The sequence below is a fragment of the Segatella copri genome, from assembly GCF_002224675.1.
Taxonomy (GTDB): domain Bacteria; phylum Bacteroidota; class Bacteroidia; order Bacteroidales; family Bacteroidaceae; genus Prevotella; species Prevotella copri_U.
In genome coordinates, this window is the sequence record NZ_NMPZ01000010.1 from 53541 (window position 1) to 79032 (window position 25492).

At 45.2% G+C, this 25492-nt stretch carries 18 protein-coding genes and 1 pseudogene; 10 read left to right on the forward strand and 9 right to left on the reverse strand.

The features are described 5' to 3' along the window. Window positions 1-117 precede the first annotated feature (117 nt). From CFT61_RS16580 to CFT61_RS07810, 7 genes are all read left to right on the forward strand, one after another. A complete protein-coding gene (locus CFT61_RS16580; RefSeq protein WP_142990593.1) occupies window positions 118-321 on the forward strand; it encodes a hypothetical protein in 204 nt (67 codons plus the stop codon). Window positions 322-521: 200 nt separating this feature from the next. Then, window positions 522-1106 (forward strand): DUF3575 domain-containing protein, encoded by a 585-nt coding sequence (locus CFT61_RS07785; protein WP_089543896.1) that lies wholly within the window; start codon window positions 522-524, stop codon window positions 1104-1106. 42 nt (window positions 1107-1148) lie between these two features. Beyond that, a complete protein-coding gene (locus CFT61_RS07790; RefSeq protein WP_089543897.1) occupies window positions 1149-2585 on the forward strand; it encodes a DUF3868 domain-containing protein in 1437 nt (478 codons plus the stop codon). A 325-nt stretch (window positions 2586-2910) separates the two neighbouring features. Beyond that, complete coding sequence (locus CFT61_RS07795; RefSeq protein ID WP_089543898.1) at window positions 2911-4383, forward strand: Mfa1 family fimbria major subunit; 1473 nt, start codon at window positions 2911-2913, stop codon at window positions 4381-4383. Window positions 4384-4673: 290 nt separating this feature from the next. Next, window positions 4674-5801: a FimB/Mfa2 family fimbrial subunit gene (locus tag CFT61_RS07800; protein WP_089543899.1), complete on the forward strand. Its 1128-nt coding sequence runs from the start codon at window positions 4674-4676 to the stop codon at window positions 5799-5801. Between the two features lie 109 nt (window positions 5802-5910). Beyond that, the gene (locus CFT61_RS07805) at window positions 5911-7113 is read left to right on the forward strand and encodes a hypothetical protein (RefSeq protein ID WP_142990594.1); all 1203 of its coding nucleotides are present in this window, start codon (window positions 5911-5913) and stop codon (window positions 7111-7113) included. 32 nt (window positions 7114-7145) lie between these two features. Then, the gene (locus CFT61_RS07810) at window positions 7146-9935 is read left to right on the forward strand and encodes a fimbrial protein (protein WP_176425544.1); all 2790 of its coding nucleotides are present in this window, start codon (window positions 7146-7148) and stop codon (window positions 9933-9935) included. A 459-nt stretch (window positions 9936-10394) separates the two neighbouring features. On the opposite strand, the gene CFT61_RS07815 is transcribed toward CFT61_RS07810, so the two are convergent. After that, window positions 10395-11345 (reverse strand): Rpn family recombination-promoting nuclease/putative transposase, encoded by a 951-nt coding sequence (locus CFT61_RS07815; protein ID WP_089543968.1) that lies wholly within the window; start codon window positions 11343-11345, stop codon window positions 10395-10397. A 1400-nt stretch (window positions 11346-12745) separates the two neighbouring features. Further along, window positions 12746-13312 (reverse strand): annotated as a pseudogene (locus CFT61_RS07820) (DUF4143 domain-containing protein); the annotation flags it as partial. 528 nt (window positions 13313-13840) lie between these two features. Here CFT61_RS07820 and CFT61_RS07825 point away from each other — a divergent pair. Then, window positions 13841-15598, forward strand: coding sequence for an ATP-binding protein (locus CFT61_RS07825; RefSeq protein ID WP_254918910.1), 1758 nt, complete (start codon window positions 13841-13843; stop codon window positions 15596-15598). A 45-nt stretch (window positions 15599-15643) separates the two neighbouring features. Further along, on the forward strand, window positions 15644-16447 hold the full coding sequence (locus CFT61_RS07830; RefSeq protein ID WP_089543902.1) for a DUF5106 domain-containing protein: 804 nt from the start codon (window positions 15644-15646) through the stop codon (window positions 16445-16447). A gap of 205 nt (window positions 16448-16652) precedes the next feature. Here CFT61_RS07830 and CFT61_RS07835 read toward each other — a convergent pair whose 3' ends face one another. The 4 genes from CFT61_RS07835 to CFT61_RS07850 form a co-directional block, all read right to left on the reverse strand. After that, the gene (locus CFT61_RS07835) at window positions 16653-17141 is read right to left on the reverse strand and encodes a hypothetical protein (RefSeq protein WP_142990595.1); all 489 of its coding nucleotides are present in this window, start codon (window positions 17139-17141) and stop codon (window positions 16653-16655) included. Between the two features lie 377 nt (window positions 17142-17518). Further along, a complete protein-coding gene (locus CFT61_RS07840; protein ID WP_089543904.1) occupies window positions 17519-18532 on the reverse strand; it encodes a class II fructose-bisphosphate aldolase in 1014 nt (337 codons plus the stop codon). A 188-nt stretch (window positions 18533-18720) separates the two neighbouring features. Continuing rightward, window positions 18721-19947, reverse strand: a complete 1227-nt coding sequence (locus CFT61_RS07845; RefSeq protein ID WP_089543905.1) for a sugar MFS transporter — start codon at window positions 19945-19947, stop codon at window positions 18721-18723. Window positions 19948-20010: 63 nt separating this feature from the next. After that, complete coding sequence (locus CFT61_RS07850; protein ID WP_089543906.1) at window positions 20011-23052, reverse strand: PEP/pyruvate-binding domain-containing protein; 3042 nt, start codon at window positions 23050-23052, stop codon at window positions 20011-20013. 99 nt (window positions 23053-23151) lie between these two features. Here CFT61_RS07850 and CFT61_RS07855 point away from each other — a divergent pair, with 99 nt between their 5' ends. Beyond that, the gene (locus CFT61_RS07855) at window positions 23152-23715 is read left to right on the forward strand and encodes a septal ring lytic transglycosylase RlpA family protein (protein ID WP_089543907.1); all 564 of its coding nucleotides are present in this window, start codon (window positions 23152-23154) and stop codon (window positions 23713-23715) included. Window positions 23716-23729: 14 nt separating this feature from the next. Here the strand turns inward: CFT61_RS07855 and CFT61_RS16945 are convergent, their stop codons facing one another. The 3 genes from CFT61_RS16945 to rplQ all read right to left on the reverse strand — a co-directional run bounded on the left by CFT61_RS16945 (window position 23730) and on the right by rplQ (window position 25474). Next, complete coding sequence (locus CFT61_RS16945) at window positions 23730-23906, reverse strand: hypothetical protein (RefSeq protein ID WP_176425545.1); 177 nt, start codon at window positions 23904-23906, stop codon at window positions 23730-23732. A 76-nt stretch (window positions 23907-23982) separates the two neighbouring features. After that, the gene (locus CFT61_RS07865; RefSeq protein ID WP_089543909.1) at window positions 23983-24789 is read right to left on the reverse strand and encodes a hypothetical protein; all 807 of its coding nucleotides are present in this window, start codon (window positions 24787-24789) and stop codon (window positions 23983-23985) included. A gap of 199 nt (window positions 24790-24988) precedes the next feature. Beyond that, entirely contained in the window at window positions 24989-25474 is a 486-nt protein-coding gene (gene rplQ, locus CFT61_RS07870; protein ID WP_089543910.1) for a 50S ribosomal protein L17, read from the reverse strand. Window positions 25475-25492 lie beyond the last annotated feature (18 nt).

Below are 25492 nucleotides of genomic sequence, written 5' to 3' on the forward strand. Positions count from 1 at the left end.
TGAGTCCTGAATTCATTGTTGATTTACTAACTTATTCTTCTCAGCTGCAAAATTACAACTAAAAATCGAAAAACTCTAAGAAAACAGATAAAAAGTGGCTAAAAAAGCAAAAAACAGATGAGAAAAAGCATTTTTCAGGGTTTTTCAGTGTTTCATTTATGCGGTTTTTATTCGGTATCAGCATTTTTAGGCGCATTTTTCTTGGCAGCAATCGAAAAAGACGCTATCTTTGCAATCGTAAAAACAAAGTTCGCGGTTTCAAGCCCGAGCTTCCAATCAAACCCCAAAGTTGCCAACAGGCATCTAAGAACAGAGGAGTAGATGATAAAGATGATGATGAGTAGAAGAAGAGTAAATGATAGACTTACTATTCTTTAATAAATAAAGTCTAGTTTCAAGCCTATTGAATGGAAGGAAAAGGAAATTAAGAAAAAGAAAAAGTATAAGTATAAGTAAAAGATGATGATGCGTTTCTCTAGAGAGACCATTTGTCATTCTTAAATCATTAAAAGATTTTAAGTATGAACAGAAGGATTTTAATTGCGCTACTGGCTGTAGGTAGCTTCATCTGCCCAGCCGTCGCTCAGAAGGTGGCCTTGAAGACGAACCTCCTTTATGATGCTACAAGCACCATGAACCTCGGCTTCGAATTTGGCCTTTCCCCAAAATGGACCTTGGATGTATCCGGCAACTACAACCCGTGGACATTTTCCAAGAACAAGAAGTGGCAGCACTGGCTTGTTCAACCAGAAGCTAGATACTGGTTCTGCAATAAGATGATGGGCTCCTTCATCGGCTTCCACGCCCTCGGAGGTTCTCATAACATAGGTAACGTAGATCTTGACTTCAAGTTCCTCGGTACCGACTTCTCCAAATTGAAAGATTACAGATACGAAGGTTGGTTCGTAGGTGCAGGTGTTGCATACGGTTATACCTGGGCTCTCTCCAAGCATTGGAACTTCGAGGCTGAACTCGGAGTGGGATACGTTTATTCGAAATCGGATAAATATGAATGCCCACAGTGTGGTGAGAAACTCGAGAAAGACAAGGCGCATCACTACGTAGGACCTACCAAGGCGGCACTCAATCTGGTGTATGTCTTCTAATTCATGATACATTATTATATTAATAAGTAAAAACTGAAGATTATGAATACATATAAGATTTTAAACAAGACACTTGGAGCCGTCGCCCTCAGCATTCTGTTTAGCACTAACGCTATCGCTCAGGAACAGGCTGCCAAGGATATGAAAGTCCTCAACAAGGAAATCAAGAAGAAAGGCAATAAGGTGAACGTCTATATGGACCTCAATCTCGATGACGTGAAACTGGCAAGCAACAAGGGTCTCATCTTTACACCTATTCTATATAAGGGTGAGGATACGCTCAAACTCCCGGCTGTGGAGGTGATGGGTAACAAGAGATACATCTACTACCAGCGTACCAAGAAGACCGCTACCCAGAACCCGCTCATCGTTGCCAAGCGTGAAAACAAGGAGCCACAGACGCTCCGATACGCTTACTCTACTCCTTACCAGGACTGGATGAAAAACTCCAACTTCGCCATCAGCAATGATGCATGCGGATGTAACCAGAAACTGCTGGCAGAAAACCTGCTCACCAACAATGGCGAGGCGCTCGTTACTCCTCAGCAGCTCTATCAGGCTTATCAGCAGCCAAAGGCGGAGGCAGTGAAGATCAGACAGGAAAACGGTTCGGCTAGACTCAACTTCCGCATCAACAAGTGGGATATTGTGAAGGATCTCGGTAACAATACCAATGAGTTGGCTACCATCAAGCAGACGCTCGACCTCGTGAAGAACGACCCTGATGTAACCATCACTTCCATTACCCTCCACGGATATGCTTCTCCAGACGGCAGCTATGCCAACAACAACAAGCTTTCCCGCAACCGTACCCAGGCTCTCTACAACTATCTGTTGAAGACCTACCCTATCGACAAGAAGCTCTTCAAGGTAGAATCTACAGCTGAGGATTGGGAAGGAACACTGGAGTACATCAAGAGTCACAACATCCCTCAGAAGGAAGCTGCTCTCAAGATCATCAACAGCGATATGACTCCTGACCAGAAGGAACAGACGCTCGCAGCCAAGGCTGGTGAGGCATTCCGATTCCTCGTTGACAAGGTTTGGCCAGGCTTGCGCCGCACAGATTACACCATCGAGTACGACGTGAAGGCATTCAACCTCGAAGAGGCTCGCAGAGTGATCAACACCCGTCCGCAGAAGCTCTCTCTCCAGGAGATGTACATGGTGGCAAACAGTTATCCGAAGGGAAGCGAAGAGTACAACAATGTATTCGACACAGCCGTGAAGATGTTCCCAGAAGATAAGCTCGCCAATCTGAATGCAGCCCTTGCAGCCATCGACAGAGGTGACAAGGTAAGCGCAGAGAAGTACCTGAAGAAGGCTGGCACCGGTGCCGAAGTAGATAATGCCCGTGGTTGCCTCGCCGTTCTCAATGAGGATTACGAAGCTGCCAAGCAGTACTTCCAGAAGGCAGTAGCCGGCGGCTTGAAGGGTGCTCAGGAGAATCTCAACAAGCTGAACAAGATTGTGGAGTAAGCTAAGCGCCCTGAAAGGGCAAAAGCTCCTAGCCCAGGGCAACACCCTGGGTAAACAAGCCGAAAGCAAAGCGCCCTGAACCAACGGTCACCGGCCGAAGGGAAAGGTAAAGGGCAAAAGCTTCATAAACGCTTGATGTAATTTATATATAAGTAAAAGAATAAACATAAACAATAATATAAACTAAAAAATTTAATTTAAGAACAAGAAAAGAAAGAATAGTATTTGATTACCCCCGGGCGAAGACAGTGATGAGGTCTGAGAGACCCGTCCATTTCGCAACTCAAACTAAAAATTTTGTATAACACTTAATAAGTAAAAGATTATGAAGAAAATGAATTTGCTCGTTATGAGCTTGGTATCAGCAGCAGCGTTATCTTTCTCAAGCTGCAGCAGCAATGATGATTTGACAGGTGGTGGAACTCAGTCACAGGCTGACGGTGTCTATATGACATTGAAGATTTCTGGTGCTACAAGCCATGGAACCAGAACTGGTGTTGCAACCCCTAATACCGAAGAGAATGGTACCGTGGACGAGAGTACAATAACAGAAGGTATGATGTATATCTATGATGGAAATACCTGCGTATTCAAGAAGGTCATCACCAAAGATATGTTCAAAACTCCTCCTACTCAGACAGCAGCAGGTGTTACAAATCCTATCAAGGTTGCTGTAACAGGAGCTATTAAAACTAATAAGCCGTACAATGTTTACTTCTTGGCAAACAATACATCTATAAATGACCCATTAGCAGCAGAGGCAATCTTTACAGCCTCTACTACAGGTGGTGCAAATTATGCTACAGCTAAGAAGTTTGTTATGTTCAACCAGAATGATGGAACAAGAGCGGCTGCTCACAGCACCGTTACATTCACAGACGCAGCTAAGTCTGCAGATACTCCAGCCCCTGCTGACGAGATTAAGCTGGATCGTGTAGTTGCTCGTATCGATAACCCATTGTTCGCCGAGACTGCAAAAGTCGTAGATGATGCTGCAGCCGGTACAACTACGAATGTTGCTAAAGTTGTAGCAAGCTTCGATTTAATGGGTTATGCTGCTTCCAACTTGAATAACAACTCTTATGTCAAGCAGAACTGGGATACTGAGTTCAAGACTTTGAACGTGAAATGGGGAGAGACTGCTCCAAAGTATTTTCAGCCAAAGAGTGACTTTGGTACATTGTACAAAGCAGAAAACCTTACCAAGTTCGGCACAAACAATACGTATGCTTTCGAGAATACCACAAATGACGTAAACGAGGCTACAGCAGTTTACTTCAAGATTAAGGCAAACTTGACAGATGCAGAAAAGGCTAAAGCAGACTTCGATAATGGTACATTCTATCGTTATGACGGAAGACTTTACACCAGCATTAAGGCTATTTTCGATGATGCAGCAACAGGTGCTATTGTCAACCCATTTAACCTTTTAACAGTTGATCAGGTTTTAGCTAAGATTAAAGACGCAACTACAGGCGAGCTTACCACAGAAGAGGAATTGGCAAAATTCCGTGAGACCTACAAGATTGAGGTTTACCGCGAAGGTATGATGTACTACCGCTGGGCTATCTCTGACAATGTTTACAAGCCATTTGTAGAAAGTGCGACAACTCATACATATTCTGTATTGCGTAACAGCATCTATCGCTTGAATGTTACAAAGATTAACGAGATTGGTAAGGACGTTCCTAATGGACCAGATCCAGACGATCCTAACAAGAACCCTAACTACTACATGAATGTAACAGTTAAGATCAACCCTTGGGTTCTCAATACAAAGGATATCGAGTTGAAGTAATCAGAACTTCAATTGATAGGAAAAGATGAATACGGGATGTACCCCATCCCCCGCTCTCAAGATAATTCTTGAAACAACAATACTCTCAATCTCCCGGGGGCTATCCCGCCTCCGGGAGATTACAAAAACAAAAGATGATTTTTGCCGCCAACAGATGGCGGGAACCCCTATCGTGCTGAATCAGCACCACTCAACAAGAAAAAAAAGATGCCGGAGGCTACCCCACTTCTTACGCCCTACGGCACACTAGATATAAGTATAAGTAAAAGAATTAATAAAATACAAACGATATGAAACATTTCATCATCAAAAACGGTTGCAAAGTGGTTTGTATCTCAGCCATCGCACTCTCTTCGCTTTCATCATGCATGAAAGACGATCTGACGAATTGTCCTGCACCTAAGGTGTCGCTCAAGTTCGATTATACATATAATGTTGAGAACGCTGATGCCTTCTCCCAGGAAGTGAAAAACCTCAACGTCTATGTTTTCGATAAAAACGGTAAATACTTCGATACCTATACGCAGTCAGCCGACAAATTCGAAACGGGTCACAGCATGGACATCACAGACTTACAGGAAGGCAAATACACCTTCGTCTGCCTCGCTCGTGACAAGAAACCTACAGGTAGCAGAGCCGACGGTGACGACGAGATGGAGTTCAGCTTCACCCAACTCACACCAGGTGTTTCTACCATCAACGACCTGCAGGAGGAAATGGGAAAGAAAGACGGAGAGGCTTCTGTCAACAACAAGAAGTTCACCGCTCTCTACACTGCCCAGACATCTCTCGACTTCAAGGGCAAGAAGGACACATCCGGCAAACTGAGCTTGATGAAATGTACCAAGACCTATCGCATCGTGATGCTTCCTTACGATAACGACCAGCAGGGATTCGTGGCAGAAAACTTCGACGTAAGAATCAAGGGTTCGGCTGCCCTCCTCGACTACAAGGGCGACAAGGTAAAGGATGAAAACGGCGTAGAACAGAACAAGCCGATTACCTACGTGCCTTACAACGAGAAACTGGTGGTGAACACCAGCGGAAATACCCAGGTAGAAGGTGAAGAAATCGACAAGGCTCTGGTTTACGACCTGTCTTCTTCCAGAATGTTCGAGCGCAAGGACGATGTAAGCACCCGCAACACCGAAAGCAAGGAGTACGACGACAAGCGAATCGTAATCACCGACAAGCGCACAGGCAAGGTCATCTTCAACCACTCACTGCCATGGTTCCTCGCTCTCTGCGGCGAGCGCACCGACAAGGGCTGGGAGGATCAGGAATACCTCGACCGCCAGGATCACTACACCCTCGTATTCTACGTTCCAAGTCCAGGTTCCGACTACCACATGGATGCTAGAATCAAGGTGAACGGCTGGGTTCTCAATCTGCAGGACGTAGATTTAGGATCCAAGTAAAATGATCATAAAACAGTAACAAAGTAAAAGTATAAGTAAAAGATAGGAGATACAAGTTATGTTCGATTTCGCAAAAAGAAAAATCTGTGCGAATCAACTGACTAGCATAATGAAGGGAATAGCAGCATTGGCACCCACCTTGCTGCTTACCCTGATACTAACATCATGTATGTCGGACGGTTACACAGATACAGCTGCTGGAAAGAGTGATACCTACATCAACCTGAATGTATCAACTCCTACAGCTCAGGCCAGAGCCAACGCTCCTGCCAACACAGCAGGTACCAGCGGAACGCTCGGGCAAGACGAAACTTCCCCAAGTCCAACAGAAGAGGAGAAAATATACAGTATCAGAGTTTGGGCTTTCAAGAGCGACACAGATGAAAATGCAGCACCAATAGGATTCAAGGCTGAAACCGGCCTCAACGAAACCGGTTCACATCAGGTAAGTATGAAATTGTTGCGCAAAGCAGCAGGTGATTTGGAAAATATCGACCTTTTCATCCTGCTCAATGCAGAAAGCATTGGAGTTCTGAACAATAACAATTGCAACAGAATGACGCGCAAGGAATTGAATGCTGCAACTTTTAACTCAAACTTCGGCATCAACCCAGATGGCAGCGCTCAGGCTAAAGCAGTTCCTGCTACAGGTTTACCAATCTCACGTGTCATTACAAACATCAATGTAAAAAACAACATTGCAGATAATGCAGCCATAGCAGCTACCAAACCTGTAAGTGTTCCATTGGTTAGAGCCGTTTCAAAGCTCCACTTCTTTTTTGCCCGTAAGACTGGCAAGGATACAGAAAGTGTAACCGTCACCAGGATTGAAGTAAACGGAGTGACCCTGACAGCAGCAAGCCCAGTATTCCCAGAAGCTGCAACAAATGCCGAAAAGGATACTAAAGGATTGAAAGGAAGTTTCAATGGTCTCAAATACCTCACCAAGAATTTGAGATTCGGAGCTATTGCAACAAATAAGATCAACCCTGTTGCCGATCCTAAGATATATATTCGAAAAGACGGAGAAAAAGCTCAGAAGTATATGACTCGTCTCAGCACTGGTGTAAAGGAAGGTTGCAGAAGCTATCTTCGTGAGACAGACAAGACCATAACTGGTAAAATTTACTTCAAGTCAAATGCTTCGCTTGCAGAAAGATCGGTTGAATTCAAGATTCCAGATGCCTATCGCAATCATGAATTGGTTGTATATGGCTACTTCTCTGGAGAAGCATTTCTGGATAATTTCAAGTTACAGTACTACGTAGCAAACTGGAATGAGAAGGCTGCTACAGATATCAAATTTAATTAAACAATTGGAGGAATCATAATATGAAGAAAGTAATGAAATTAGCATACCTGCTCATGGGAGTAGCACTCTTACTCAGCAGTTGCTCGGAAGACATCTTCCCGGGCGGCAGCGAGAGCAACGAGGATGTTACCATTTCGTTGGCCTATTCTGATGTTTCCCCAAGAGACATCGTGGTCAACTCCCGAGCAACAGATGCAGAGGAGCGTCATCTCGACAACCTCTACATCTATATATTTGATGGCAATGGTAATTTGAAGGGCTACAAAGGTATTGAAGGTGAAGTAAATCTGAATCAAAATACCAGCAGCACCACTAAAGCAGAAATAACTGGCATCAAGACAAGAAGTGGCGAATCATACATCTATGCAGTAGCCAACATTTCTACGGGTATATACCCAGTTGAGACCAGCAACGGTACTGTTGAAGCAAACAAGTTGCCTATTAACTTGAAAGAAGACAAAGCCCGTGCTGGTGAATATAATTTCACTCTCGACCAGTTGAAAGCTTTGACTTTCAAGCGCAACAACACTTCCATTGATATTACAAGTGCATTCTTAATGAGTGGTGCGGTACAAGATGGAAATCCAGTGAACATCACAAGCGCAGGAAAAATTGCCAATGACGACAATGCCATTCGATTGAGCCGCATCGTATCCAAGGTGAAGTTTACCATCAAGGCTGCTAAGACAACAGGAGTTACCCGTTCATTTAAGCTGGATACTTACGACATTATGAATATTGCTGTAGATGGATCGCTGGTAGGAAAGATTGATGGAAACAACAGGAATAAGACGACAAACGTAAACAACAACATCGGCAACACAGTTCGACCAAACGATGTGGAAAATGATGCTCAGTTTTTCGAAGTCTATCTGCCTGAAAATCTTCAGGATGCAGTTCACAACGTAACCACCCAAGCAGCACGTGAGGATGACAGTCAGAGTATTCCGAAAGAATTCACCAATGCACCTGCTAATGGTACATACGTAGTATTAAAAGGTAAGTATGAAGAAACAACAAGTAGTTCTACTAAGAGTGCCGACGTTACCTACTATGTTCATCTGGGCGACTGTACTAAAGATAAAAACAACTATGATGTAGAGCGTAACTGCAAATACACCTACAACATCACAGTAGCAGGTGTAGATAAAATCATCGTAGAAGCCAAGAAAGAATCAGGAGCAGATCAGCCAGGTGCCGAAGGCGTAGTTTTGGAATATGGTGCTACTGGTAAGAATATGACACTCGATAGTCACTACGAGTATATGGTCATGCGCTTCTATCAGGAAGATATCCAAGAGTTGAAAAGAGCTGGTAAAGGCTATTTCTATCAGGTTTATGCCCTGGGTAATCATACCGACGTAATCAACGTGGGCGCAACAACTGTTGGTAAAGATAACGGTGTAGATACAAGCTGGATTCAGTTTGCAATCAAATGCAGCAGAGACGAATCTAGCAGTAAATACAGCATAGATAAAACGAGCAGAGGTACTGCATGCAGTTATCCTGGCACGGAATATTCTAGTGATCTCTACACTGTAGAGGAATTCTTGAAATATCTCTATGATAATGCAGAATCAAGTATCTGGACAAAAAGTGACAGTAAAGGAAAGTATATCGATGCAACATGCTTTATCAGTGAGAACTATTACAAGAATCTCACATGGAATCAATATGTGAATGATGTTGATAAGCGTGCCTTCTATGTTGCTAATGAGGTTAAAACCAGTAATGATGGCAGAAGCGTTTACGCTCAGACTCAATATGGTTTGACCCAGTATAACATTCAGACCTTCTATGACAGAAGCAAAGCTGGAAGCATCACTGCCTATGGTTGTGAGACTATTAATGATGAGGAAGGTAAAGATTTTTCTGTCAATGGTGGTGGAAGCAAGTATAATTCTTCAGGTACCGATACATGGAATGGACGTAGCAATATGGTTGCGGACATAAATAAGAGTACAGACACCTGGAAAACTCTTAAAGACAACAGTTCTCTGATCAAAGCGTGTATGTCTAGAAACCGAGACCTGAATGGAGATGGCAAAATCAGTGATGATGAAATTCGCTGGTATGCCCCTACTATTTCTCAGTATATTGGTATCTGGATTGGTGAGGAGATTATGAGCGGTGAGTCTAAACTCTTCAATAAAGCCACATCTACACTCAGCACTAGCAATGATCCTGGATGTCGTATGTTGTATTATAGTTCAACATACAATGAGAACACTTACTTCTCTGAAGAAGGTTTGGCAACCAATCATAACAATTCTGCCTATCCTCCAAAATTGGTACGCTGCCTTCGCAATTTGAAATCAAACGATGTGGGATATAACAAAACTCCAGACAAGTACTACACGTACGAAAGTTCTGTGGTAACACTGAACAATGTTGATGAAAAAGCATTGAACACATCAGGAGAACAAGGTGAATTGAATGCGCACACAGAACGTTCTGCACTCAATAAACCTGCCAAAAAGTTCAAGATTTCAAAAGAGAAATATTATGGTGAAAGATCTAAAGACTGGCGGGGCAACTGGTATTGGACAGGAGTTACGCCAACTCAGGAGCATGTAGTAGATGGTACATTTAAATGTTACAACAACTATGAGGAAGGTGACAAAAAATGGAGAGTTCCAAACCAAAGAGAATTATCAGTAATGTTTCTTGTTGATAAAGACAAGATTACAAACACCTACTGTAGAACTATTTTCTCCAATACAAGCTTCAGAAAGTCTTGGACATATAATGGGAATTTTTCAATGGATGTTAGCAAGTGGAATGCTACCGGCTCTGTCCGCTGTATAAAGGCACAAAAATAGTTAGCAAAATACAAAAGTTAAGAATCATATATCAGTAAGAGAGGAGGGAAGGAAGTTGGGAATACTTCCTCCCCCCTTGTTTTAGTTATTATAAGACATTATTATCATTTACTATTATACAAAAATTGCGAAGACTAGACTAGACTGGTCGTTGGAATTTTAGTTGCCGAGGTGACTCACCTTCTAAGATTCCACGACTTTTTTGTGCCCTGAAAGAACACCTCATTCAAGGCATACACGCCCTGAAAGGGCAGAAGCTTTGTAATCATCTGGTTCTTTGAAGCTTTTGCCCTTACAGGGCGACAGGTTTGCAAACATATCTACCCAGGGCGATGCCCTGGGCTAGGAGCTTCTGCCCTTTCAGGGCGTATTGGTTGTAATAACTTTCAAACAAAAAAACTCCCTATAAGTTCAGGCATCTATCGCCTGGCTTATGGGGAGAACTTGTATCTGATAATTTTATGATTTCAATTGATGCAATTGCTCATGGGTTAAGCCCGTCAGTTCCATGATAGAGTCATCATCCATACCCTTTAATAGCATTTTCTTCGCTATATCAAGACTTTTGTGATAACTACCTCTTGCTTCACCTTTGGCAAAACCTTTAGCTTCACCTTTGGCAAAGCCCTTAGCTTCACCTTTGGCAAAACCCTTGGCTTCACCTTTGGCAACACCTTCATCAATACCATTCATGTAATAGCTCATTAAGACACCATAGTAATCATCGGCAGCCTTTAAGCTTTCATCATATTTCTCTTGCTCTTCCTGACTCAGACAGCGGGAATCTGCCAGTTCAGCAAGACGCTTGAAAATCTTCTTCTGTGCCGTAAACGGCATTCTCTCTAATGCTTCCATATGCTTTAATACATAAATCCATTTGTCAAAATCACTTTCACATTCTTCAGCCTTCTTGTCAAAGAAAGGAAGAGACAAGTAGATGAAGTGAAGATTGTCGGAAAAGACATCTTGACTTCCTTTTTCATACAAGGCTACATCGGTTCTGAATTTCGACACTGCATTGTCCTTTGGCATGAAATTCATGAGGCAGACGACATAGACGGGCATTAACTGATAGAGAGCAGGTTTCTGCTCGATTGTCTTTTTTCGCTGCCCGACAATAGCCTTGCTGGCATAATAGATGGAGCGATTGACAAAAAACGGCACCCATCTGTTCTGCATCTCGACAATGAAATGATTTCCATCATCGGTTTCACAATAAATATCAAAGATGCAGCCACGCAAATCTTTTGAATCTGCCAGTTGCTCTTTATCCTTGAAGGTGACATCCCTGATATGCATTTCGTCAACCAACAGGTCGTTCAAGAAACTAATCAGCAAATCCTTGCTGAATTCTTGTCCGAAGAGGCGTTTGAATCCCCAATCGGTGAAGGGGTTAATATATTTACCCATGGCAAAATATTGAGATAATTGATATCTGATGGCAAATTTACGATTTTTCTCTGAAAACTCCAAGAAAAAAATGCAAAAATTTGAAAAACCATCTAATTTACCTCTATTGGATAATAAAACTATTCCGCCTCACCGGATATGTCGTTCATCCCCCCGCCAGGCGTCCCACACCCTCGCCAGGCATCCAACACACACCGCTAGGCATCCCACCCCCTCGCTAGGCGTCCCATACACCGCCAGGCGTCCCGACGGATTTGAAATCCGTCGTAAAAAAAGGTTCGACCTATCAAACCAGGGGATTTGTAATCCCCCTAATCCATAACATATTACAATCTCCCTGCTGCGGATTGCAAATCCGCAGAACATAAATAGGTTAGGTCATTTTTTAACGACGGATTACAAATCCGTCGGAACGCCTGACGGAGGTTAGGGAGATTGCAAATCCGTCGAAACGTCTGACGGAGGATAGGGAGGTTATCTAAAAAATATCGCCCACCAGCTGATATCCACTTGCACAACAGGTGTTGGGCGAGCGCATATCAGCTGTTATGCAAGCGCACAACAGGTGTTGGGCGGCTGAAGATATAGGCTTCCCCGGCTTATAATATTAATTCTTCTGGCAACAAGTAAAGGTTACTCCGAAGACTTTTTACGTAAAACCGATGCAACAAAGATAGCACTTACAAGGCACGATGATAGCACTTACAAGCAACAGCGATAGTACTTACAAACTGCAAAGACGTCACTGAGTGGTCGCTATGATAGTACTGACGATGCGTAAAGCGGCTTGTAGCGCTTATTGCCTCACTATGGCACAACATTGCCCCTTACCAGGGCAATAATCTGCCATTGCCAGGCACAAAACGATACGTCGGGAGCTTTTTTTATAAAAGCACCACTCTGCTTTTTACTCTTCACTCTTCACCAAATCGGCTGAAACCCCGATAAACACTGGGGTTGCGAGAGGTGAAGAGTGACGCACCACTCTTCACCTCTCTTCACTACTCTTCACCTGGATATTTTATTCATCGGATTACGCTGAGTTAACAGAGCATTCTTGTTCCACGGATTACGCACAGATTTTAAACGGAAGATCGACCTGTTCGGTTTTTGAAGAAGGTCACGCAGATTTGGCTTTCCCTTCGGCCGCCGATTTTCAATTCACAGATTTTCCGGGTGAAGAGTGGTGAAGAGTGGCGCGCAACTCTTCACCCGTGCAAATTCCTTAGCTACAGATATTTACATCCTTTCGGTGAAGGGTGAAGAGTGTTTTTGAAAGTGGCTTGCTGTTCCGACGGATTTGCAATCCGTCGTATAAAAAGGTTCGACCTATCAAACCTGGGGATTTGCAATCCCCCCTATCGGAAACGATTTACATCTTTTTATTTACTCGATTGCGTTTAACCCTGTTCAAGTATTTTCTTGTCTGTCAAGAAATCTAAGAGTCCAACAGTCAATACTCCAAGTTCGTCCTCCTTGCGATGGATGTCATCACCAACAATAACAATCTTACGGAAGTGGTCATTGATTGACAATAACGGGCGTCGCTCTTGTTGTTCCTTCTCTGGCGTCGGCATGTGGAAAGCCGACTGGATATACACTCTGTATGGAGGACGGTTTACCACAAAATCAACCTCCAACTGCTTTCTGATAAACTTGCCGTTCTCATCCTTACCACCAAGTTCAACCAATCCTACGTCCACATTATATCCACGACTACGAAGCTCATTATAGATAATATTTTCCATAATGTGCGTTTCCTCTTGTTGCCGATAGTTGAGAATGGCTGCACGAATGCCTATGTCTGCAAAATAGTATTTCGTCTCAGTACCGATATATTTTCTGCCTTTCACATCATAACGTAAGGCCTCTTCTATCAAGAAAGAGTCTTTCAGATAGTCAATATATTGTTTTATGGTGTCTCTTTTTATGGTTATCCCTTGTGCAGATTGAAAGGTATTGGCTATTTAGAGTACTATTTTTGATATTGGTATCACATTTTACACCGCAAATAAAGCTATCGTATGTCAATGAATTTATATCTACTATCATAACTTATCGGATTTTAAATTTTATGGTGGTGAGTAAATCATTCCACCTCTATTATTATAATTTTCCTTTATTTGCTGTGCAAAAGTAAGATTTTTCTGTGGATAAACAAAAATAAATTGCATTTTTCTGATGCATGATACTATATTTTCTCTTATTAAGTATCAAATTACATCTTTTTAATTGCCAAAAATGGAGCTTCGCTTACGGAATTTCAAACATTGCCCGATCTTACGGGTGAAGGGTGGGTGAAGAGTGGTGAAGAGTCGAGCGCAACTCTTCACCCGTGCAAATTCCTTAGCTACAGATATTTATGCCATTTCTGTGAAGAGTGAAGAGTGTTTTTGAAGCTGTACGGTCAAAGTTTTTCGGGAAAAGTTTTGGAGATTAGGAGATAAAGTATTATCTTTGCCATCAGATTCAAAAACGAATAATCAAACTGAGTTATGATAGTAAGACCAAAGCGCATTTATCGCAAGCGCATACCATACGGCATGCAGAATTTTGAGGATGTCATCAAAGAGGATTGTTACTATGTGGACAAGACTCCTTTCATCGAGCAGATAGAAGAATCCAACAAGTATTTCTTCTTCATTCGCCCTCGCCGTTTCGGCAAGACACTTACCCTCTCCATGCTTGAGAATTACTATGACATCAACAAGAAAGACAAGTTTGAGGAAATCTTTGGCAAGCTTTACATCGGGCAGAATCCTACACCAGAGCATAGTACATATCTCATTATCCACCTCAATTTCGCCGAGGTGGCAGCAGGATTGGATGATTATAAGGATGGACTGGACAACCATTGTCGCCTTGTATTCAATTTCTTTTGTGACATCTATGCACATATTCTTCCTGCTGGTACCAAGGAAGGATTGCAACAGGAGCCTGATGCGGTATCCAAGTTGAGGTTTCTTTGCCAGAAATGCCAGGAGGTAGGAAAGAAGATTTATCTCTTCATCGATGAGTACGACAACTTCACCAACATGATTCTCGCCCATGAGGAGCATCTCGTGAGGTATCGCAACCAGACCCACGGAGAGGGATACTTGCGCCAGTTCTTCAACACCATCAAGGGTGCGGCTGGCAATACCCTGGGCAGAGTGTTCGTCACGGGAGTAAGCCCTGTGACCATGGATGACCTGACCAGCGGATTCAACATCGGAACCAACTACTCCCTAAGCCCAAAATTCAATGAGATGACGGGCTTCACGGAAGAAGAAGTCAGAGAGATGCTGGATTATTACAGCAGCGTCCTGCCGTTCAATCACACCACCGATGAGCTGATCAAGGTGATGAAGCCATGGTACGACAACTATTGCTTTGCCGTCAAGAGCTATGGCAAGACCACGATGTACAACTCCGTGATGGTGCTCAATTTCATTAGCAACTATATCGATAATGAGTACGACATCCCCGACTCCATGGTGGAGACCAACATCCGTATCGACTATGACAAGATGCGAATGCTCATCCGCCACGACAAGGAGTTCGCCCATGACGCCAGCATCATCCAGCAGTTGGTGACCCAGGGATTCGTGATAGGCGCGCTCAACGAGAACTTCCCTGCCGAGCGAATCAACGATCCGGACAACTTCCTCAGCCTGCTGTTCTACTTCGGCATGGTGACGATAGACGGAACATACAAGGGTGAGACCAAGTTCATCATCCCGAATGAGGTGGTGCGTGACCAGATGTACACCTACCTGCTCGACACCTACAAGGAGAATGACTTGGTATATGATAGATATAGCAAGGGTAAACTGGAGAGCAAACTGGCATACGATGGACAATTCAAGCCATACTTTGAGTATATCGCCGACTGCCTGAAGAAGTACTCCTCACAGCGAGACAAGCAGAAGGGAGAGGCTTTCGTGCATGGCTTCACCTTGGCGATGACGAGCCAGAACAAGTTCTATCGCCCTATCTCTGAGCTGGACAATGACGGCGGCTATGCCGACATCTTCCTCTCTCCACTCTGTGACATCTACAAGGACATGGTGGATTCATACATCATTGAGCTGAAATATTGCAAGAGCCAAACCACCGATGAGCAAGTGAAAAAGCTCTTCGAGGAGGCTTCAGCTCAAATCTCCCGCTATGCGGAAAGTGATATGGTCAGAGAGGCGGTAAAGACTACAAAGCTCCACAAGCTGGTGGTCATCTACCGCGGAGCGGAAATGGTGGCTTGCGAGGAGATATAATTACCGGAGAAGAATAACAGATTCAACAAATAATAAAATGATAAAATGATGAAAGCAAGACATATCTCTTATCTTATCGCATGCATGCTTATGTTATGCTGCCTGAATACTCAGGCGCAGAATGCATTCCCCTACCCTGCGCTGCCTGATACGCTGCGCAGCGTAGAACAGCGCGCTACCTACCTCAGCGAGCACTACTGGGACAACTATCAGTTTGCTGATACTACCCAACTGAAAAACGAGGAGATTACAGAACAGGGATTCGTCAACTTCATCGATATCCTCGCCCGTTTCAACGACGAGATCGCCCAGAAAGGCATCAGCGCCTTCACTGCCAAGGCTTACGCACAGAAGCCTGCCAAGGAGAAATTCGAGAGCCTGATAGAGCATTATTTCGACGACCCACAGTCGCCGATGAGAAACGACAGGGTATATAGCTTCTTCCTGGCGGAAATGAAGAAGTCGCCTTACTTCGATGAAGCGGAAAAGGAACGCATCGACTTCAAGTGGAAGGCGGCACGGAAAAACCTGCCAGGCACCAAGGCTACCAACCTCTCCTTCAAGCTGGAAGATGGAAAAATGCATCAGTTGACTGACTATCAGAATGAAAAGGTGATACTCTACTTCCATGATCCGGAATGCGAGAATTGCCACAAGGTAACGGCGTGGCTGAAAAAACAGACCATTCCTGCTGAATACAGAATGCTCAGAATCATTGCAGATGATCAGATTAGTGCTACTTACAGCATCAAGGCGATGCCTACGATTTACTTATTAGATAAAGGCAACATCGTGGTTTTAAAGGACTGTACGCCGGAACTGCTCATCAGCGTAATCAATAACAATTAATAAAAAAAACTAGACTGGTCGTCTGAGCGACGCTCAACTTATTATCATTTACATTTACATTTACTATTATTCAATTACATTATTTAATTATTCAATTTACATTCTTTAATCACACTTTAAATTCACTTTCTATATTATATTTTCTATTCTACCTATTTATATTGAATCATAATCGTAAGGTATTGTATTAATCATATACCCTATCTTATTTCGCCTTTGTTGAGTCGTAATGCATATTGAACTCCTCGCGAGTGTGGTCGTTTCTTTTCACTACGATCACATAGTCACCATCTTTAACTATTCCAACCTTCGCAACAAGTGTGAAATAACCATACTTACCAGACTTGCCGTAATCGCCTGTCTCGGTGATGATAATCTTGTTGCCAACTAACTGAGAGTCAAACTTGATATTTGTGCCCTCATCAAAGATTACATTCTTGTGAGTCAACTGCAACTGACCACCAGAAAGAACCTTGCATACCAGCTTCTCGTTGTTCTCACCATTGATGTTAGAGGTTTCATTTACCTCAGCACCGGTTGTCTGTGAATAACTGAGCAGTGAGAAGTTTGACTTTGTTGTAACGGTGTTGACACGTGTTGTTGTATCGCCCGTCAAATCATCGTCAGCCGCACTGCAGCTTACTAAACCCAATGCCATCATACAAGTGATGACCATTCCAAAAAACTTTTTCATATTTTATCATTTACTAATTGTTATTCAATCATTTAAACCTGGTCTCCTCTTACAAGCACCTGCCCTAAGGCAGTACTCAGGAAGACTTCCAAAAATAACCTTTCGGCCTAAATCATCTTTTACAATATACAAATGATATACAAGAATCTCTAAATGTAGTTCTTACATTTGTTCGGCTGCAAAATTAGAGAAAAAAGTAATACGCTCCAAATATTTTAAGTTAAATTATGTAAAGAAACGCAACGTTTACGTACACAACAATCCTGTTACATAACAAAATGAAAGAAAAGCGAAAAAAAGATGAAAGAAAAGGGCATTAAAAAAGCGGAAACCCCGAAGGATTCCCGCTATTATTTTGGGTTGATAAATCTCGAAGATTAGTCGAGGTTAGCCAACTTGTTGTCAGAATGAAGAACATCCTTGATCTTGTGGCTATAGAGGTCAACCATATACTCACGAGCCTTACCGCAGTACTGACGTGGGTCGAAGTACTCTGGGTGCTCAGCCAATGTCTCACGAACACCTGCTGTGAAAGCAAGACGAGAGTCAGAGTCGATATTGATCTTGCAAACAGCGCTCTCAGAAGCCTTAGTCAACTGCTCCTCTGGGATACCAACTGCATCTGGCAACTTACCACCGAACTTGTTGATGATATCAACATACTCCTGAGGAACTGAAGAAGAACCGTGGAGAACGATAGGGAAACCAGGAAGCTGCTTCTCAACTGCTGCCAATACGTCGAATGCCAATGGAGGAGGAACGAGGTGACCAGTCTTAGGGTCACGTGTGCACTGCTCTGGCTTGAACTTGTAAGCACCGTGAGAAGTACCGATAGAGATAGCCAATGAATCAACACCTGTACGTGTAGCGAAATCAACAACCTCCTCAGGCTTTGTATAGTGAGACTCCTCAGCTACTACGTCATCCTCAACACCAGCGAGGACACCGAGCTCACCCTCTACAGTTACACCGAACTGATGAGCGTAATCAACAACCTTCTTTGTCAATGCAATGTTCTCCTCGTATGGAAGAGCAGAACCGTCGATCATTACAGAAGAGAAGCCGAAATCTACACAGCTCTTACATGTCTCGAAGCTATCACCGTGATCGAGGTGGAGAACGATCTCAGGATGGTTGCAACCCAACTCCTTAGCATACTCTACAGCACCCTCTGCCAAGTAACGGAGCAAAGTAGGGTTAGCATACTTACGAGCACCCTTAGATACCTGGAGGATAACTGGTGACTTCAAGTTTGAAGAAGCCTGGATGATAGCCTGGAGCTGCTCCAAGTTGTTGAAGTTGAAAGCAGGAACGGCCCAACCGCCCTTGATAGCTCTTGCGAACATTTCCTTAGTGTTCACAAGACCGATTTTCTTGTAATCTACTGCCATAATTGTTATTAATTTTATTGTTTAATGAAACATTCTATTCATTTTTATCTGGTGGATTCTAAACGCCCCCACCATAACCGAGTGCAAATTTAACTTTTTCTTTTGAGACAGCAAAAAATATGCTTACTTTTTCGTGTTACAAGCGAGTTAAAAAAGTTAATTCCCCCTTTTTAGCCGCCTAAAACCCTTTATTTGCTAATTACACTTTGCAATTTGTACTCCCGAACGGCATAAGCCAAGACGATGAGGAAACCGACAAAAGGTACCACGAAAGGCAGGGTGACATGGGTGGTATCGGCTATCATTCCCATCAGCAGGAAGCCGCATCCACCTATCGGAGTCATCATCAGGAGCGAGGATGCCGACTTGGTGAGATTGCCCAATCCCGTGAGGGCGATGCTGAAGATGGTAGGGAACATAATTGCCTCGAAAAGATAGTTGCCCACCAGGGCTACCAGCGACACGATGCCCAGATCGCAAAGCACCAGTCCGATGCAGACCACGCTGCCCACGGCACAGATGAGGAGCATGGTGGTTGCCTGGATATGGCGCATGATCCAGCTGCCCAGGAATCTGCCTACCATGAAGAACGCCAGGGCAAGGGTGAGGACGAGAGAGGCGGTGCGGTCGCTCATCCAATGCATACCGGTGACGAAATTGATGAAGTAGGAATTGATGGAAATCTCGGCTACCTCGTAGCTCAGGAGGGCGAAGAGGCCGAAGACGAACATCCTGTGGTTGGCAAAGAGCTTGGCGATATTGCTGCCCTTCGCCTTGTCTTCCGTCGTCTGCTGGTGCTGGATTTCCGGGAGATCGACACGGGAGAACACCACGGCGATGGCAAGCACCAGAACACCCAGGATGGCATAAGGTATGACCACATTGCCGCCCTGCTGCGTATCATTGAAGAGGAACTGACCGATGCAGAAGGTGGCAAAGATGCTGCCCAGTCCATTGAACGACTGCGAGAGGTTCAATCGGCTGGTAGCGGTCTCCCTGGCACCCAGTTCGGTAACGTATGGATTGGCGGCTGTTTCGAGGAACACCAGTCCGCATCCGATGACGAAGAGGCAGAAGAGGAAGGCTGAGAAGCTGCCTATCGATGCCCCCGGAATAAAGAAGATGGCTCCCAGACCGAAGAGCAGGAGGCCGAACACCACGCCCCGGCGATAGCCATACTTATTGATGAAGATGCCCGCCGGTATAGCCATGAGGAAATAACCCAGATAGGTAGTTACCTGGATCAGGGCAGACTGGGTGATACTGATGTGCAGGGCATTCTGGAAGTGCTTGTTGAGCACATCGAGAATGGCACGCGCGAAGCCCCACAAGAAGAAGAGCGACGTGATGAGAATGAACGGGACAAGATATTTCTTGTCGCTCACTGAATGGTTTTCTGTTTCTTGGTTCAACATTTTTTTATTCTATTTCTTTTTTACTGAACACTTTTTATTCTTGATGCCGGCAGTGCCGGGAGCCTATTCCTGCGGATACAGGACAGCTCCCTCCTGCTTCTTGCCATCCATCAGGATTCTGAGCGGACGGTCGAAGCGTACATGGCGCACATACTGCGTCTCTTCTACGGCTGGCATCGCATCGAGCATCTCCTTGTTTACGAAGCCTCCCTCTTCGATATTGGTATCTACCGTGAAATAGCCCACGCCGAAAGAGGTGAGGTTCTGGAAGAAGTGGGTGCCCTGACTCGGATCGATGTTGTAATTCTTCAATGCCACCTCTACGATGATGCGGGCGGCACTGATATGCGGCCACTTGACCGGTACGCCCAGGTAATGATCACTCGATCCCCAGCGGCCCGGACCTATCAGCACATAATTCTTGCCATCTGCCAGGAACTTGCGGTTGATGCGCTCGATATCATCGGCTACATAGAAGTTGTTCATCGCCGAGAAGTGGTCATCGTACTTCACATACACCACATCGGTGACATCCTCGCTGATGCCATGGCCCAGGGAGTTGTGGGAACGGAGCAGACAGTCGGCATCCGGTATCGCCCTGACATCCTCGTCGAGCATCTCCTTGGCATCCACGATCGGACGGATCTGGAGGAGATAGAAATCGCAGGTCTTGTCGGCATGGATATTGCAGGCAAACTCAATCTCCACCGGTCGGCGCATCGCCTCGGAACCGCACTTCATCGACATCTGCATGAGTTCCGGCAGGGGTACCACATCGTGCTGGAGCACTCCGGCAAAGGTGATGAGCTTGCGGCCGGTTTCATACACACCGTCGTTGATGACCTGATCGTAAGGGTCGAAGGTAGAGGCGATGTAGTTGAGACTCTGGTCTTCTACCGCATCCTTCACACGGAGCTTGAGGATATTGAATCCGTCATCCACCTTGAAGTCATCGCCCACGTGCTTCATGTCGAGGGCGTAGAACTGGGTCTGGGTATCGCGCAGCGCCATCTCCGTCTCGGAAGTCTGCAGCACCTGATGCGGATGATACGGACAGACGCGGAGGGTCTGACCACCATCCACGATATACTTACCCAATCCGAGGGCAAGACTGGCTATACCCTCCTCTGCCTCCTCATCGCCGATAGGATAATAGTTGAGCGAACGGAGCACGCCACTCATCGTAGGATAATAGCGGGTGCCGTAGTCCTTGCCCACCACCTCCTGCAGGATTACCGCCATCTTCTCCTGGTCGATGACGTTGCGGGTGGCGGTCATGTATGCCTTGGAATCGCGATAGAACACCGAGGCATACACGCCCTTGATGGCGCAGGCGAGCATCTGGAGCATCTGATACTTATCAGCGAGATAAGGTATCATATAGGTGGAATAGATGCCGGCGAAAGGCTGATAGTGGGCATCCTCGAGCAGCGAACTGGAACGGATGGCGATAGGACTCTTCGTTGCCTCGAAGAAGGTGAAGAAGTCGGCTATCAGCGAATCGGGCAGCTGCGCATGGAGGAAGTGCTTCAGGATTTCATCATCGCTGGCATCGCTCAAAGCTATCGGATAGAGATTGTTGCTCATCATGAACTCGTCGAAGATATCGGTACAGAGCACCACGGTCTTCGGAATCTGCACGGTGGCATTCTCATACTGGTTGAACTCAGGATGGCGCTTGATGATGTTGTCGAGGAAGGCTAGTCCCCTGCCCTTTCCGCCCAGCGATCCTTCGCCGATGCGGGCAAAATGGGCATACTTATCGAACTTCATACGGTCGAACACGGCAACCACGCCCAGGTTCTTCATGTGACGGTACTGCACGATGGCATCGAAGATGATCTGTCTGTGGGCATCCACATCCTGCAGCTTCTCCCAGGTGACGTGCTTCAGGAAGGCGGAAACCGGGAAGATGGCACGGGCACAGAGCCAGCGGCTCATGTGGTTGCGGCTGATATGATAGAGCATCGAATCGTTGGGGATGTTGAAGATGTTATCCTGCAACTCCTTCAGACTGCGGATGCGCATGATTTCCTCGTGGGTTTTCGGATCGCGGAAGATGAAATCGCCGAAGCCCATGTGCTCCTCCATCAGGCGACGGAGATCCACACTCATCTTCTTGGAGTTCTTATCTACAAAGCGGAATCCCTCGGCTTCTGCCTTGGCACGGTTGTCGCTCTCGGAACTCTCGATGATGAGCGGCACGAACGGATCGGTCTTGCGGATGTAACGGAAGAGACGCAATCCGGCATCAGGACATTTCTCACGTCCGAAGGTATCGGTGCCGTGCTCGGGATTCGCCTCCTGCTCCACCTCGTTGCCGAAAGCCTTGGCGGCACTCTTCAACGGGAATCGGGCATCGCTGATGACACCCAGGGTATTGTTGGAATACTTATCGTAGAGTTTCTGCGCCTCTTCGTAGGTACGGGCGAGCACCACCTTCGGACGGCCACGCATTCGCATCGTGGCAGCATGGCGGTTGAGGGCTTCCTTGGAGAAGTTCTTGCTCTGCTCCAATATATAATTATAGAGATTAGGCAATATAGAACTATAGAAACGGATAGAATCTTCTACCAGGAGAATCATCTGCACGCCTGCCTCCCGGATATCGTGCTCCAGGTTCATCTTATCCTCTATGAGCTTAATGATGGAGAGGATGAGGTTGGTGTTACCCAGCCAGCAGAATACGTAATCGAAGATGCTGAGGTCTTCGTTCTCCATTCGCTTGGTGATGCCGTGGGAGAACGGGGTGAGTACCACGCAATGGATATTCGGGAACTTGCCCTTGATATCGCGCGCCACATCGAAGGCATCGTTGTCGGCATTGCCCGGCATACAGATGACGAGGTCGATGACAGTGGAGCGCAGTACCTGGGCTGCCTCTTCGGTGGTTGAGACCTGGGTGAAGGTTGGGGGATAACGGAGTCCCAGCTCCATATACTCATTATATATCTTCTCCTCGATGCGTCCATCATCTTCTAGCATGAACGCATCGTAAGGGTTGGCTACAATCAAGACATTGTAGATACGTCGCATCATGAGATTGACAAATGATACGTCTTTCAAATAGAATTTATTCCACTCTTGAGGTACATTATTTTCCATATGTGTAGCGAATTATAGTGCAAAGATACTGATTTTCTGAGATTTTCTTGCATTTTTCATCGTTTTTTTATATATTTGCAAACAAAATATCGAGAAGTTATGAAAAGAAGATTATTTATCATAGCATTATTGAGTACATTTCTGAGTACATTATCATGCATACCATGCTGCGGTCAGAAGCATCAGCGTGGCAAGGCATCCTATTACTCTAAACGTGCCACGGGTGCCAGATCAGCAAGTGGACAGAGAATCCACCATGACAGTCTGACGTGTGCACACCGTTATTATCCCTTCGGCACGATGCTGAAGGTTACGAATCTGAGAAATGACAAGAGTGTAATCGTTGAAGTGATCGACCGTGGTCCGTTCGGAAGGGGAAGAATCATTGACCTTTCCTGGGCTGCCGCGAAAGAAATCGACATGATTTCGCAGGGTGTGGCTACGGTGAAGGTAGAAAGACTGGATAACCCTGTTCCTTTCAAGCCTGAGGATAGCAAGCTCCCGAAGATAGATTTCGAAATGGCTGAGTTTGAACCAAAACATTATTTCGAAAAGAAGGAAAAGGCAAGGGAGAAGGCTGAAGCCAAGATCGAGGCAAAGGAAAAAGCTAAAGCCAAGGTCGAAGCAAAGGAAAAAGCCCCTCATCACCGCCATACGCCCTGAAAGGGCAAAAGCTCCTAGCCCAGGGCAACACCCTGGGTAAACCAGCTATGTACAATACGCCCTGAAAGGGCAGAAGCTCCCAGCACCAATACGCCCTGAAAGGGCAGAAGCTCCCAGCCCAGGGCAACACCCTGGGTAATCCAGCTATGTACAATACGCCCTGAAAGGGCAAAAGCTTTATACTCCCCCAAAAAGAAAAAAGCAAGAACCAGCAATCAAGCTGTTTCTTGCTTTTTTTGATTTTATGTTGCAACTACTAGGGGATTATTATCTCTTGGTAGGGATATTGAATTCATTGACCTTGGAAATGGATTTGCCCTCATGAATCACACTCACACAGAACCGTGCCATTCCATCCTTTAACTTTCTATCCGCTTTCACCATTGCGGTGTATCGAACACCCGATCCTGGGGAAATCTTCTCGACATGGATACTCGGCGAGATGAAGATATGCCTGTTTCCGGTGGTTTCAACCACGGTTGGAACAACATCGTAAACCGGCTCATGACCTCGGTTGACAATCTCGAATATCACCTTGCAGGTTTCATTGCGATTCAAACAATTATCTTCGTTGTCATCAACAAACCGGGCATTCACAATCTCCAAAGTAGGAGAATAGGAGAATCGGGCACCAAGCTCCTCTACGGTAGCAGTAGGCATAGAAGTAGTAGGCTGCTGAGCACTGTAATCGCCGGTATAGTCCTTGCCCTTGAAATCATAGAGACGGTCATCTCCCCCATTGTTGGAATCAAAGATCTCCGGATTATCAGTTACGGGAGCATTGCTGTAATCACTTCCTGAGCGTCGCTCTACTCTATCCTGCTGGTAGGCTGCTTCACGGTCAGCCTGCGCTTTATCTGCCTGACTTCCGATAACAGCACCAACAACAGCACCGCCAGCCATTCCGATGATGGTTCCCATATCAGAGCCTCTGGGTCCACCGGATAATCCACCGATGGCGGAACCGAGAATGGAGCCGATGGAACCTCCAGCATAGGCTCCACTGCCAGTATATGTATCGCAACTGCCCATCACAAGGGAAGAGCAGAGCATCAAAAGTATCACCTTTTTCATAACCCAATCATTAAATTCTACTGCAAAAGTACAACTATTTATTGAAAACATGAAGAAAGAATCCCTAAATAACGTTAGGGAATCCCCTAAATCCGGAAAGACATCATCAACTATCCTAGGGAAAAGCAGAGCTAGTCAAACAAAAAAGCGCCTCTGTCTAACGACAGAAGCGCTTATATATAGTGAGATCAGTTGTAACTTATTCAGCTGCAGCCTCTTCAGTTGCAGGTGCCTCAGTTGCAGGAGCCTCCTCAGCCTTTGTTGCCTTGCGACTACGACGAGTCTTCTTAGCAGCAGCCTTAGGAGTCTTAGCCATGTTCTCATCAAAGTCAACGAGCTCGATGAAAGCGATCTCAGCTGCGTCACCCTGACGGGTACCCAACTTGATAACGCGAGTGTAACCACCAGGACGGTTAGCTACCTTCTCAGCTACCTCACCGAAGAGAGCCTTCACAGCGTACTTGTTCTGAAGATAACGGAAAACAACACGACGTGATGTAGTTGTATCATTCTTTGAACGTGTGATCAGTGGCTCAACATACTTCTTAAGAGCCTTTGCCTTTGCGAGGGTCGTAGTGATTCTTTTGTGCTCACTCAAGATAAGTGATGCAGCCATGTTAGCCAACATCGCGTTACGATGAGAAGCAGTACGACCTAAATGGTTGAATTTCTTATTGTGTCTCATTTTAATTTTTGTTCTTTT